The sequence below is a fragment of the Corynebacterium sp. HMSC064H12 genome, from assembly GCF_001809925.1.
Lineage (GTDB): Bacteria > Actinomycetota > Actinomycetes > Mycobacteriales > Mycobacteriaceae > Corynebacterium > Corynebacterium jeikeium_D.
Window position 1 is genome coordinate 15,836 of record NZ_KV799337.1, and the last position, 12,766, is coordinate 28,601.

Below are 12,766 nucleotides of genomic sequence, written 5' to 3' on the forward strand. Positions count from 1 at the left end.
CCCTACAATCGATGGCTATGGCAAAACTGTACTTCCGCTACGGAACCATGAACAGCGGAAAATCCATCGAGGTCCTCCGCGTCGCCCACAACTACCGCGAGCGCGATATGCGGCCGTTGATCGCCAAGCCGGCCGTGGATACTTTGGCTGACGGCGACGTGCACTCCCGCATCGGAATCGCGGAACGCGCGCACCTCATCCACGATGGCGATGACCTCTCCTCGCTTGCCGACGGCTACGATTGTCTAATCATCGATGAGGCACAGTTTCTTACCCCTGACCAGGTCGATCAGTTGCTGGGAATTACCCTTCGCGGTACTCCGGTGCTCTGCTACGGTCTGCGTACCGACTTTCGCACGCATGCCTTCCCAGGCTCCCAGCGCTTGCTCGAAGTTGCCCACACCATTGAGGAAATCAAGACAATTTGCACCTGTGGGCAGAAGGCCATCTTTACTGCACGGTTGAATCCGGACGGCAGCATTATCCTCGACGGCGAAACCGTGGAAATTGAGGCACTCGAAGCGCCGAAGTACATCTCCCTATGCGCCAGCTGCTACAACCGGATGTCGGGTAAATGGGCGTGAGTAGAGCCCAGAGTTTTTAGTGCCCCCACCAGGGCTCGAACCTGGGACAAAAGGATTATGAGTCCTCTGCTCTAACCGACTGAGCTATAGGGGCAAGGATTGGGCATTGTGAAGTGACAATTAAGCACTATGAACCAGTGCCCAAAACCTCATAGCATCATAGCAATCTGCCACCGTGCGGTGATAAAAGCCCTATACCCAGCGGGTTCGGCTGCCATTGCGTGGGTTCAATGAAGCTAAGTGTTTCCGTGTCGACGAAGGTAATCCCCGTTCTCAACGAAGCTGATCTTTCCGCAAAGTTACGACTTTCGGTTGATGAATCAGCCCTAGGACACTTCTAGCATTAATCCTATGAGTACAAAACCTTCCTTGAGCAGCGCCGACGTCTCAGTCGACGCACAAACCGGTGCCACAGCGAAAGCGAAGGGCACCCCCGTCATGGCAATCGCCAACGAGGATCAGATTGCTGAGTTCGGGGCCTCGCCACAGCGGTGGTGGGGGTTGCTCGTGCTCGCGGTTGGCCTCGGCATGATTGTCCTGGACGGCACCATCGTTGGTGTTTCATTGCCGACCATCATTTCGGAGCTGGGCCTTGACATCGTGGGCGCGCAGTGGATTACCACGATCTACTCGGTCGTTTTCGCCGCACTACTCCTGACCTCTGGCCGCGCTGGCGACCGCTTCGGCCGTCGAACGCTTTTTCTCGTCGGTCTGGTCATCTTCACGGTCGGCTCCGTCGTGGCCGCACTTTCCACAGCCTTGGCGCCACTGGTCATTGCCCGCGTCATCCAAGGCATTGGTGGCGCGTGCATTCTGCCATCAACACTGTCCAGCGTGAACGCACTATTCCGTGATAAAGATCGTGCCACCGCATTCGGCATCTGGGGTGCGGTCATGTCTGGTGCTGCAGCAGTCGGCCCACTCCTGGGTGGCGTGCTTACGCAGTTTGCTGGTTGGGAAGCTATCTTCTGGGTCAACGTGCCCATCGCCGTCGTGCTTTTCGTCCTTGCGCTGCGCTGGGTGCCGAACACCGCAGGCGATACCAATGGCGCGGGTCGCTTCGATGTCCTTGGCCTGGTGTTGTCTGGAATTGGCTTTGGTGCCGTGGTCTTCGGCATCATTCAAGGCGCCAAGATAGGGTTTGCTTTTCCCTCCGCACCCGTCGTCACGCTCTTAGTTGGTGCGGTGGTGCTTGTCGCTTTCGTGCTGTGGGAAAACAGTCGTCGGAAGAACGCGGATCCTGCGCTGTTGGACGTGTCGATGTTCTCCTACGCCACGTTCAGCTGGGGGAATACCACGGCGATGCTTGTCGCGGTGGGTGAGTTCGCGCTGGTCTTCGTGCTGCCGCTCTACCTGGTGTCGGCGATTGGCTTATCGACGATCGCAACCGGCCTGGTCCTGGCAGCAATGGCTCTCGGTGCGTTCTTCGCAGGTGCCATGGCGCGTCATCTGGCAGCTCGGATTACCCCGGCCGGTGTGGTGATTGTGGGCCTTGGTCTCGAGGTCTTTGGTTCGCTGCAGTTGGCGGCCGAAGAGCGCGTTGACCTGCCGCTGTGGCTGGTTGTGTTTGCATTGATTGTCTACGGTCTGGGTCTTGGTCTGGCATCGGCGCAGCTGACCTCGTTGGTGCTTGGTGATATTCCGGTGCGGCTGTCGGGGCAGGCATCGGCAACGCAGTCGACGATTCGGCAGATTGGTTCGGCGCTCGGTGCTGCGCTCGGTGGTATGGCGCTGACGATTGGGCTGGATCGTGAGATCGCGAAGCTGTCGCCGGGCCTGGAGCAGATGGGGCAGGGGCTGAAGGATTCCGCCGGCTCGATGCTGATTGGTCTGCGTGCGCAGGGTGCTCCCGACGGTGTGTTGGTGCCGCTGACAAATGCGTTTGCACATGCCACGCAGTTTGCGCTGTATTCCGCTGTCGGCGCGTTGACTATTGGCTTCCTCTGCTCGCTGAAGGTACTGCAGTTGCGCAGGCAGGCTGAGAAATCGAATTAGCGATGTGGAATATTCGGGTGAGGGGCCGTGTTGGAAATTGGTGTCACAACATCAATCGTGGCAGTCTTATCGTTTGTCTCTTAACCGGACTTGCTAGATAGAAATGACCAACATGAAAATGCTCACAAAGCGGCGTTGGCTCGATTACGGCCGAATCTCCACTTCCTCCTGTCGCTAAACACTTCGGAGCTTCCGCCTCGCTGCGCCTGTCTCTTCGAGGCTGAGCTCAGCGGCCTCGGATCCCGTCGCGCGCATTTGTCAGACGGCATAAGGCGCGGCACAAGTGTTTTCAGAGAAAGAAATATCCAGGAGGAAAAGTGAATAGATTTAAATGGGCGACCGGCTTCGGTGCCCAAGTTGTCTATGGCCTGATTATTGGTCTCATTTTGGGCTTCATGGCCCGCAGTACTGGCGATGACTCCTCGTTGCGCACAGCGCTCGACGAGGTCGGCAGTACCTACGTCACGCTGTTGAAGCTGCTCATCCCACCGCTGGTGGTCACCGCAGTCGTAGTGTCGATTGCCAACCTGCGTCAGGTCGCAGGTGCAGCCAAGCTGGCTGTTTCGACGCTGATTTGGTTTGCCATTACATCCTTTGTATCGGTGGTTATCGCCATCGTGCTGGGCTTGGTCATCAAGCCAGGCGTTAACTCTGGCGTGGATGCCTCGGCAGCTCAGGAGCCGAGTTCCGTGGGCTCCTGGTGGGGATTCCTGCAGAGCATCGTCCCGCAGAACTTCCTCGGCCTTGGCGTGAAGATCAGCGAATCTGACGGTGCTGTATCCGGCTCGCTGAACTTCAACGTCCTGCAGCTGCTGGTCATCGCGATTGTCTTCGGTGTCGCCGCAGTGAAGGTTGGCCCGAAGGCTGAGCCATTCATCGAGTTTTCCGGCTCTCTTTTGACCATCGTGCAGAAGGTCCTGTGGTGGGTCATCCGTCTGGCACCAATTGGTACCGCAGCCCTCATCGGCCACGCCGTCGCTGAGTATGGCTGGGAAGCGCTCGGCAGCCTGGGCAAGTTCGCCATTGCCATCTACATTGGTCTGTTCCTGGTCATCGCAGTTGTGTACCCAGTTGTGCTGAAGATTCATGGCATTAGCCCAATCGACTTCTTCCGTCGCGTCTGGCCAGTGACCTCGCTCGGCTTCTTCACCCGTTCGTCTATGGGCGTCATGCCGGTCACTGAGCGCGTTGTCTCCCGTCGTCTGGCAGTACCGGATGAGTACGCCTCCTTCGCCGTACCGCTGGGCGCCACCACGAAGATGGATGGTTGCGCCGCCATTTACCCGGCTATCGCGGCTATCTTCGTCTCGCAGTTCTACGGTGTGCCGTTGGACTTCACGGACTACCTGCTCATCATCTTCGTCTCCGTCATCGGTTCGGCTGCAACTGCTGGCACCACCGGCGCTACCGTCATGCTGACCCTGACCCTGTCGACCCTTGGCCTGCCACTTGCCGGTGTCGGCCTCCTGCTGGCTGTCGAGCCGATCGTGGATATGGGCCGCACTGCGGTGAACGTTACCGGTCAGGCCGTGGTCCCGTTGGTCGTCGCAAAGCGTGCGGGAATCTGGGATAAGGACGAGTGGGACGCCAGCGCCAACGCCGACCTGTCGCCAGCCGACGAGTCGGACGACGAGTCTGCAGACGCGCCTGCTGAGAAGTCCGATTCCGCCGAAAAATCCGAGTCCGCCACGCTTGCGTAGTCTTGAGGACATGACTTCTTGGAAGCCCTCTGTTCTTGCGCAAGTTGATCAGTGGCCAGTTGACACGGTCGCGGCTGCCGTGCGTGCCGACGATGGCAGTTGGCATACCCACGGTGATAGCGGTCGCGTTTTTGAGCTCGCTAGCGTGACCAAGTTACTGGCCGCTGTGGGCATGCTTGTGGCCGTCGAGGAGGGCGCGGTGGAGCTCGACCAAGAGCTCACGCCACCCGGTCACGGCGCGACTGTGCGTCACCTTCTGGCGCACGCCGGCGGGGTGAGGTTTGCCAGCCGTGAGCTGGAAAAAGAACCAGGGGAGCGGCGCATTTACTCCTCCGCGGGCTTTGAAATCATCGCCGATGCCATCGCTGCGGAGGCAGACATGCCGTTTAGTGAATACCTGCGCCAGGCCGTGTTTGAGCCGCTGGGGATGTCAGATTCCGTGCTGGATGGCTCGGCAGGGCATGGCGCGCGTAGCAGTGTCGCTAATCTCATGGTCTTCGTCGATGAGATCTTCACCCCGACTTTCCTGCACCCAGGTACCGTCTCCGAAGCGTTGACCGTGCAGTTCCCGGGCCTGAATGGTGTCGTGCCGGGCTATGGAATGCAACGTCCGGCCGATTGGGGCCTGGGCTTTGAGATTTTCGGGCACCCCGATTCCAAGCAGGGGCTGTGGTTTGGCGCCTCGATGCCCAAGGATGTCGCAGGCCACTTCGGGCAGGCGGGCACGTTCCTGTGGCTTCATCGTCCAACCGGGCGGGCGGCAATCGCCTTGACCGACCGAGCTTTCGGCGAATGGGCCAAGCCGCTGTGGACTGACTTCAACGACGAACTATGGCGTGAACTGGAAGAACACGCTAAAGGTTAAGGGGATATGAGCTAAGTCGGCGTCGGCTGCGGCGCCGATTTTTCGTCTCAGCGCTAAATCACATCTGGGGGATTAAGGACAACTTGAGGGTTGCCAGCAGCCGTCTCGGAAATAACAATCATAAACACGTGCAACGCAAACCTCAGAAGTGTTGTTTTACCGCAGTGCTTTTTCTGCAGTGTGGCAAGTGTCGTTGGATGAGTTCGTAGGGGAAGACGAATCTCGTCTTACACCAATTGACCGCAACTTTTCCGAGGACCTTCGTCTATGCGCACCCAACTTTCAGGCGTCCTGTGGATTCACAGCATGCCAGGGCCGCTGCAACCACACATCACGTGGGCGCTGGCCCGACTCAGCATGCCCGATGGCACTAAGCCAGGCCGGGATATTTGGCGTGCGACCGACCAGGATGCCACTTTGTGCGCCGAGGTGCCTTTCACTGCAAGTGCTGACACCATCGCCACACTGGTGGACAACCTGGCTAGGTGGCCGCGCCTCTATTTCGAGCTGGCGCAAGACCCAGCCGTGGATGATGACGGCTACGCCATCGATGGCATGCGCTACTGTCATACCCCGCAGCTGGGGACTTTCGCCGGACAGACCGATGCCGCCGGAAACATCGTGGTCAACGAAGATGCGCTGCGTTCCATCATGGCACGCGGCGGCGACATCGAAGGAACCCTCGACGCGGCCATCGGCGGGCCGTGGGACCGCGTGCTAGAGCCGATGCGCATGATGACGGCAGGCTACGCCCCCGAAGAGTGCTTTACGACGTCCACCCCTGCCGGACCCGACAGTGCCAGCGGCAACTCGACCGCTGGCAACGCAGACCTCGGTGGGGTAGAGGCAGCTAACGTGCTGCAGCTCTACCCGCGCCGGGCGGCGATGTAGTCAACTACATCGCCAAGGGTCTTAAACGAGGAAATGTCCTCGTCCTCAATGCGGACTCCCAGCTCTTCCTCACAGCGGACAGCCAACTCTACGACGCTCAAGCGGTCAAAGCCGTAGTCGGTCAGCGAAGTGGAGAGCTCTAGGGACTCCACCTCGTCGTTAGCCATCTTTTTGACGATTGCCGCGACCTCGCCGTGAAGACCTGCGGGCAGGTCAGCGTCGGCGGAACCCTTCTTCGAGCCCGCGTTCGCTGCATTGGGTGAGGCATCGTCAGCGTCACCGGCGCCGGTGACCTGTGTGCCCAGTAGGGCGCTGAGCTGATCTCCAAGGCTAGAGGTCATTATTCAGCGTCCTGAGTGGTTGCGGTTGGATCGGTAATCTGCAGCTCTTCAGCTGCTTCCTGGGCGACACTCTTGTCGAGCTTGCCAGCGCGTGCCAGTGCGGCCAGGGCCGCAACAGCGACTGACTCGCCGTCGGAGTTGAAGTAGCGGCGAGCGGCCGGACGGGTATCCGAGAAGCCGTAGCCATCGGTGCCGAGGACGGTGTAGTCACCTGGAACCCACTTGCGAATCTGCTCCGGGACCGCACGCTGGAAGTCAGTCACTGCGATGAACGGCCCATCGGTGTCGGACAGCTGGCGGGTTACGAAGGCGGCTTCGACCTCTTCAGCCGGGTTGTGCAGACGCTCAGTGTCACGCTCGTGTCCATCGCGAGCCAGCTCATTCCACGAAGTCACCGAGTAAATCGAGGAAGCCACACCGTAGTCTTCCAGGATGTCCGCGGCGCGCAGCGCCTCCTGCATGCCAATGCCGGAAGCCAGCAGGTTGACATGCTTGTCGCCCTCAGCCTTGCGGAAGCGGTAGATACCGCCAAGCAGCCCTTCGACATCGAGGTCTTCCGGGACAGCCGGCTGCGAAGTCGGCTCATTGTAGATAGTCAGGTAGTAAATGACATCTTCGCCGCGCTCCGGACCATACATGCGGTCGATACCGTCGCAGACGATGTAAGCAATCTCGTAGCCGAATGCTGGGTCGTAGGAGACCACGGACGGGTTCGTAGCTGCCAGCAGCTGGGAGTGACCGTCCATGTGCTGCAGGCCTTCACCTGTCAGCGTCGTGCGACCGGCGGTAGCGCCGAGTAGGAAGCCGCGGGACATTTGGTCACCGGCAGCCCAGATGGAGTCAGCCGTGCGCTGGAAACCGAACATCGAGTAGAAGATGTAGAGCGGAATCATGGCCACGCCATGGGTGGCGTACGCCGAGCCGACAGCGGTAAACGACCCCACAGAGCCCGCCTCGGAAATGCCCTCGTGCAGAATCTGACCGTCCTTCGCTTCCTTGTAGGACAGCATCAGTTCATGGTCGACCGGAGTGTAGTTCTGGCCGTGCGGGTTGTAGATCTTCAGCGTCGGGAACCAGGAGTCCATGCCGAAGGTGCGGGCCTCATCAGGGATGATAGGCACGAAGCGGTCCTTGAGATCCTTATCGCGCATCAGGTCCCTGAAAACACGCACCGTCGCCATAGTGGTGGCAACCTTTTGCTTACCTGATCCCTTGAGGAGGTTTTTCAGGGTTTCCGGCTTTGGCGTTGTCAGTGGTTCGTAGCTAGTGCGACGCTCCGGCACGAAACCGCCGAGTTCCTTGCGGCGCTCCAGCATGTACTGCACTTCCTCGGACTCTGGGCCCGGGTTGTAGTACGGCGGCAGGTAGGGATCCTTCTCCAGCTCCTCGTCGGAGATCGGAATGCGCTGGTTATCGCGGAAAAGCTTCAGATCATCGAGCGTCAGCTTCTTCATCTGGTGGGTCGCGTTGCGGCCCTCGAAGTTATGGCCGAGGCCATAGCCCTTAACCGTGTGCGCCAGAATGACGGTCGGCTGGTCCTTGGTCTCCAAGGCCTTCTTGTAGGCAGCGTAAATCTTGCGGTAGTCGTGGCCACCGCGACGGAGGTTCCAAATCTCCTCGTCGGTCATGTCCTCGACCAGCTTGGCAGTGCGCGGGTCACGGCCGAAGAAGTGCTCGCGCACCCAAGCGCCGTCGTTAGCCTTCAGCGTCTGGTAATCGCCATCGCAGAACTTATTCATCAGGTCGACTAGTGCGCCGTCCTTGTCCTTAGCGAAGAGCTCGTCCCACTCGCGGCCCCAAACGACCTTGATGACATTCCAACCAGCGCCGCGGAAGAACGACTCCAGCTCCTGGATGATGCTGGTGTTGCCGCGCACCGGACCGTCGAGGCGTTGCAGGTTACAGTTAATGACGAATGTCAGGTTATCCAGGTTGTTCAGCGCCGCATGCTGAATGGCGCCACGAGATTCCGGCTCGTCCATTTCGCCGTCACCGAGGAAGGCCCAAACGTGCTGCTGTGAGGTGTCCTTGATGCCGCGGTCATGCAGGTAGCGGTTGAAGCGTGCCTGGTAGATGGCGTTGAGCGGACCAAGGCCCATGGACACCGTCGGGAACTCCCAGAATTCTGGCATGCCATGCGGGTGCGGGTAGGAGGGAAGGCCATTGCCCTCGCCGAGGGAGACTTCCTGACGGAAACCGTCGAGGTCCTCTTCGGTCAGACGCCCCTCTAGGAATGCGCGGGCGTACATACCCGGCGAAGCGTGGCCCTGGAAGAAGACGTGGTCACCGCCGCCTGGGTGGTCTTTGCCGCGGAAGAAGTGGTTAAAGCCGACCTCGTAAAGCGGTGCGGCGCCCGCATAGGTGGAGATATGTCCGCCCACGCCGATACCCGGACGCTGTGCGCGATGGACCATAATTGCCGCATTCCAGCGAATCCACTTGCGGTAGCGGCGCTCAATGTCCTCATCGCCTGGGAATTCTGGCTCCATCTCAGTTGGGATGGTGTTGACGAGGTCTGTCGAGGTCAGCGGCGGTAGAGCCACGCGCTTTGCCGTGGCACGTTCCAGCAGGCGCAGCATGAGGAAACGTGCGCGCTCCGGACCTGCCTCTTCTAACAGTCCGTCGAGAGACTCAAGCCACTCCTTGGTCTCTTCAGGATCTGCATCCGTGAGATAGGAGGCGACCCCATCACGGATAAGGGCAAAGTTTGACTCATCAGAGTGGGCTTGTGGCGTACCCGACGAGGTATCGGACATTGTGAGCTCCTTTCAGTCCCTGAAGGAAAGGCAAAGGTTATTTTTCTCCACTCTACGTCTGAATCGTTTGTTGTGCCCCTAGCCGTTTCTTGCACACGCTTTCACCGAACAATCCGGTCGGCTTTACGACGAGCATTGCGAAGAACACTGCGAAAACTGCACCTTTTTGGGGAAATTCTTATTTTGCAGCTGTGAAAAATGTATTTGAGCGGTAAAATTTCTCCACATAGTTCGAAAAATCGAGCTGAATATTTTTTCTAGAGGAGGAAAAGGGAAGTGGTCAACGCCACAGGCGCTGCTCATGAATATGCGAGCAGGCTCGGCATCAAGGAAGGTCAGCTAGTCCAGGAGGTTGGCTGGGATACGGACTGTGACTCAGCAATCAGTGAGTCGGTCGAGAATTTCCTGGATGCAGACCTGCTCGACGAAGACACGGATGAGGTTGTCGACGTCGTATTGCTGTGGTGGCGTGAAGAAGACGGCGACTTGGTCGATGGTCTTGTGGATGCTTCCCGCCCTTTGGAGGATGAAGGCCGCGTTTGGTTGCTCACGCCGGGTGCTGGTCAGCCGGGTGCCATTGATCCTGGTGTGATTGACGAGTCCGCACAGCTGGCAGGTTTCTCCAACACCTCGGCGCTTCGTCTGGGGGATTGGCAGGGCAATTGCCTGGTGCAGCGCTCTAGCTAGCCGGCTTTCGCTGTCCCGTTTGAATCGGCTACTAGCCGAGCTATTGAAATAATCTGCATAAACGCTGTGTGTAGTGCGCAATTGGCAATCTATGTTTGCCGTGTGTTAAAGTTTCGCAGCAGCGCGGCGATAGCTCAGCGGTAGAGCTCTGGTTTTACACACCAGCGGTCGGGGGTTCGAAACCCTCTCGCCGCACAGACATAATCCGCCCGGATTCTTGTAATGGAGAATCCGGGTGGATTTTTGTTTGTGCTAAACTCCCGGTCTGTGCGTTTTACAAAATCGCTAGTAACCATCATTGTTGCCGGATCTCTACTTGCGGGCCCACAGGCCTACGCAATTGGAGGAGACGGTAAACCAGTAATCGACGCTGCCACCTGTAAGGCAATGGTCAAAGCCGCAAATGCAGGCGAGCCGGTGGAGGATCCATCGATTCTCCATCTCTCCGACAAGATGCCTTCCTACCTTGCCGACGGCACCCTGGACTACGTTGTTGCTCCAGACTTTCCGTACCGCGCGCAGCTGGACGCTGCTGCCCAAGAGTGGAATGAAAAGCTCGGTGGCAAGGTCGTGCTCCGGGAAGTGACCAAAGACAAAGCTGATTCGGATACCGTGAGCGTTCGCTACGTGCCTAAGCCGAACTCGCACGTTTTGGCTTCTGCATCGGAAATTAGTAAAGAAATGACGGTTTTCGTTACTTCCACACTCTATCCTGATGCAATTCGCAGCACGCTTGCACACGAGTTTGGGCACCTACTCGGTATCCGGCACACCTGTGATTACACCTTGATGGCTGCATCTTCGCACCGTCATCCGGCAGCACATGTCACTCCGCTCGATGTCGTAGCCGTTCTGCAGGGACAGTTCGATTAAATTGCGTATAAAAGCCAGAAGTCGACGCCTCTGGCGACGCGGTGCAGCCATCGCTGCGGGATATGCGCTTGACCGCATTTTCGCAGATCCCACCAATCACCATCCGGTGGCAATCTACGGGCAGGCCGTCAGCAAACTTGAGCGCCGAATTTATGCCGATTCCAAGGCGCGCGGTGTAGCTTTCACCACAATCGCAGTGGCCGCACCGGTAGTGCTTACCGCCGCAGTCAGTACAGTCGCCCCGACCCTCGCACTGACTGCCACCACGTGGGCATCGCTCGGCGGCACTACCCTCCGCCGCACGGGCGAACGTATGGCCGACCGACTTTCCGCCGGAGATATCGATGCTGCCCGAGAGCTTGTGCCGTGGCTGTGCTCGCGTGATCCAGAGGCGCTCGACGCTGATGGGATCGCCCGAGCCACCGTCGAATCGCTCGCCGAAAATACCTCCGACGCAGTCACCGGCACACTCATGTGGGGAGCCATTGCAGGAGCTCCTGGTGTGGTTGCTCATCGAGCGGTCAATACCCTTGACGCGATGGTCGGATACCGCAATGACCGCTATCGCCAGTTCGGGTGGGCCAGTGCACGGCTTGACGACGTCGCCGGGTTCCTCCCCGCCAGGCTCACAGCTGTCGCAACTGTGGTTGCGGGCCCGAATCGTCGTCAAGCATTGGCAGCGTGGCAACGAGATGCCAGCAACCATCCAAGTCCAAACGCGGGCGTTGTGGAGGCGAGTGCGGCCGGCGCGCTGGGGCTGCAGCTGGGTGGTAAGACGGTGTATCTCAGCGGTGTGGAGATGCGCCCAGTGCTGGGCGGTGGCCGGGCGCCTGCGGTGGCGGATGTTCGGCGTGCAGCTGAGCTGAGCAAGCGAGTGCAAAATATTGTTGCGCTCAGCTGTGCGGGAGCTGTGGTTGTGGCCGGATGCGTCCGGCACGCGAAGGCGCGAGCTGCGAGCTAGAAGCGTTCGTCGTATCGGTTGTCGCGGTAACCTGCGGCGCGGTGGCCAGTGTTGCCGTAGCGTTGCGCCATGCGCTGGCGGTGCAGCTCGGCGGCGCGATCCTCTTCGGACTTAGCCTGCGGAGGAGTGGGAGTGGTGGCATCGTCCGATTCGGGTGTTGCGTCCTCAGAGTCATCAGCGTCATCTACTGGTTCCGCGGCTTCGGCATCGCGGAGGTTCTTAGCCATCTCCTCTTGCTCCGCGCGGTCTCGTCTGCGCTCGACGATTTCAGCACGAATGAACCAGACGACGGCCAGCGGCACGAGAGCGCCGAAGAAAATCCACTGAATGCCGTAGGAGAGGTAGGGGCCGGACTCCAGAGTGGGCAGTGGAATGGCCTCGATGACGGCATCGGATTTGTCCGAGAGCTGAAGCCAATCGGGGTTGAGTTCGGTGTCGACTAGCTCGGACACTTCCTTGGTGTTGATTCCGTAGACCTGCGGCGGGGTGCCGGGGATTGGGGCGGTCTCGGCGGGAATCTCGTTTCGGCGGGTAAAGGCCGAGATAGTCAAGGTGCCCTTCGGGGCTGGCTCAACATTGGGGGTGCTGGAGTCTGTCGGGCGTACAAAGCCGCGGTTGACCAGGTAGTTTTCGCCATTGTTAGCGACGAAGACATCGAGTACCTGGACGGCGGGGGCTCCATTGACCGGGCGGTTACGCAATAGCACGCGGGTATCCGGTAGGAAGGACCCGGTGGCGGTAACGCGACGCCATTCGTTGCCCTCGACGAACCCTTTGCCCTTGGGCATTAGCTCATTGACATCTACGGGGTCGAGCTCGAATGAGTGCTCAAGCTGCTGATTGCGATGCTGCGTCGCGGTGTTCTTACCCAACTGCCACGGAGCCAGAACAGTAAATGCGAGATAGGAAAACGCAATGGCGACAATGGCAGTGAGAACCCATCCAGGGGTCAGAAACTGGCGCACATTCTTAAACACATTCATTGAGCTTACCCGGTGGTGTGGATGGCACTAGAGCGGCAGGTGATTGGCGGTGCGGAGATTGAGTGAACTTCGGGTAAAGTTATTTGAGCGTATTTGACGGGGAATCTACCCGGGGATAGATGGAAAGAGA

General features: G+C 59.0%; 11 protein-coding genes and 2 tRNA genes. 9 read left to right on the forward strand and 4 right to left on the reverse strand.

What is annotated here, in order from left to right; genetic code table 11:
• The first annotated feature begins 17 nt into the window (after positions 1-17).
• On the forward strand, positions 18-584 hold the full coding sequence (locus HMPREF2681_RS04495; protein WP_048732776.1) for a thymidine kinase: 567 nt from the start codon (positions 18-20) through the stop codon (positions 582-584).
• 20 nt (positions 585-604) lie between these two features.
• Here HMPREF2681_RS04495 and HMPREF2681_RS04500 read toward each other — a convergent pair.
• A tRNA-Ile gene (locus HMPREF2681_RS04500) sits at positions 605-678 on the reverse strand.
• A gap of 257 nt (positions 679-935) precedes the next feature.
• Between HMPREF2681_RS04500 and HMPREF2681_RS04505 the strand changes: the two genes are divergently transcribed.
• From HMPREF2681_RS04505 to HMPREF2681_RS04520, 4 genes are all read left to right on the forward strand, one after another.
• Positions 936-2,579 (forward strand): DHA2 family efflux MFS transporter permease subunit, encoded by a 1,644-nt coding sequence (locus HMPREF2681_RS04505; protein ID WP_083295715.1) that lies wholly within the window; start codon positions 936-938, stop codon positions 2,577-2,579.
• A gap of 317 nt (positions 2,580-2,896) precedes the next feature.
• Positions 2,897-4,279: a dicarboxylate/amino acid:cation symporter gene (locus HMPREF2681_RS04510; protein WP_070546214.1), complete on the forward strand. Its 1,383-nt coding sequence runs from the start codon at positions 2,897-2,899 to the stop codon at positions 4,277-4,279.
• Between the two features lie 10 nt (positions 4,280-4,289).
• Entirely contained in the window at positions 4,290-5,144 is an 855-nt protein-coding gene (locus HMPREF2681_RS04515) for a serine hydrolase domain-containing protein (RefSeq protein ID WP_070546250.1), read from the forward strand.
• Positions 5,145-5,411: 267 nt separating this feature from the next.
• A complete protein-coding gene (locus HMPREF2681_RS04520; protein ID WP_070546216.1) occupies positions 5,412-6,035 on the forward strand; it encodes a DUF3145 family protein in 624 nt (207 codons plus the stop codon).
• Here HMPREF2681_RS04520 and HMPREF2681_RS10925 read toward each other — a convergent pair.
• Together HMPREF2681_RS10925 and aceE are read right to left on the reverse strand one after the other, a co-directional pair.
• Positions 6,011-6,376, reverse strand: coding sequence for an acyl carrier protein (locus tag HMPREF2681_RS10925; protein ID WP_083276308.1), 366 nt, complete (start codon positions 6,374-6,376; stop codon positions 6,011-6,013). The two genes, HMPREF2681_RS04520 and HMPREF2681_RS10925, sit on opposite strands and share 25 nt — an antisense overlap.
• Complete coding sequence (aceE, locus tag HMPREF2681_RS04530) at positions 6,376-9,132, reverse strand: pyruvate dehydrogenase (acetyl-transferring), homodimeric type (protein ID WP_070546218.1); 2,757 nt, start codon at positions 9,130-9,132, stop codon at positions 6,376-6,378. The genes HMPREF2681_RS10925 and aceE overlap by 1 nt, the downstream gene beginning before the upstream one ends.
• A 276-nt stretch (positions 9,133-9,408) precedes the next feature.
• On the opposite strand from aceE, the gene HMPREF2681_RS04535 reads away from it, so the two are divergent.
• The 4 genes from HMPREF2681_RS04535 to HMPREF2681_RS04550 all read left to right on the forward strand — a co-directional run bounded on the left by HMPREF2681_RS04535 (position 9,409) and on the right by HMPREF2681_RS04550 (position 11,653).
• Positions 9,409-9,819 carry a DUF3052 domain-containing protein gene (locus HMPREF2681_RS04535; protein ID WP_005511050.1) on the forward strand — a complete coding sequence of 137 codons (411 nt, stop codon included), beginning with the start codon at positions 9,409-9,411 and terminating at the stop codon, positions 9,817-9,819.
• Between the two features lie 123 nt (positions 9,820-9,942).
• Positions 9,943-10,014, forward strand: a tRNA-Val gene (locus HMPREF2681_RS04540).
• Positions 10,015-10,086: 72 nt separating this feature from the next.
• On the forward strand, positions 10,087-10,692 hold the full coding sequence (locus HMPREF2681_RS04545; protein WP_141698021.1) for a zinc metalloprotease: 606 nt from the start codon (positions 10,087-10,089) through the stop codon (positions 10,690-10,692).
• Between the two features lies 1 nt (position 10,693).
• Positions 10,694-11,653 (forward strand): cobalamin biosynthesis protein, encoded by a 960-nt coding sequence (locus HMPREF2681_RS04550; protein WP_222865368.1) that lies wholly within the window; start codon positions 10,694-10,696, stop codon positions 11,651-11,653.
• Here the strand turns inward: HMPREF2681_RS04550 and HMPREF2681_RS04555 are convergent.
• Positions 11,650-12,636, reverse strand: a complete 987-nt coding sequence (locus HMPREF2681_RS04555; protein WP_049170162.1) for an SURF1 family cytochrome oxidase biogenesis protein — start codon at positions 12,634-12,636, stop codon at positions 11,650-11,652. The two genes, HMPREF2681_RS04550 and HMPREF2681_RS04555, sit on opposite strands and share 4 nt — an antisense overlap.
• Positions 12,637-12,766 lie beyond the last annotated feature (130 nt).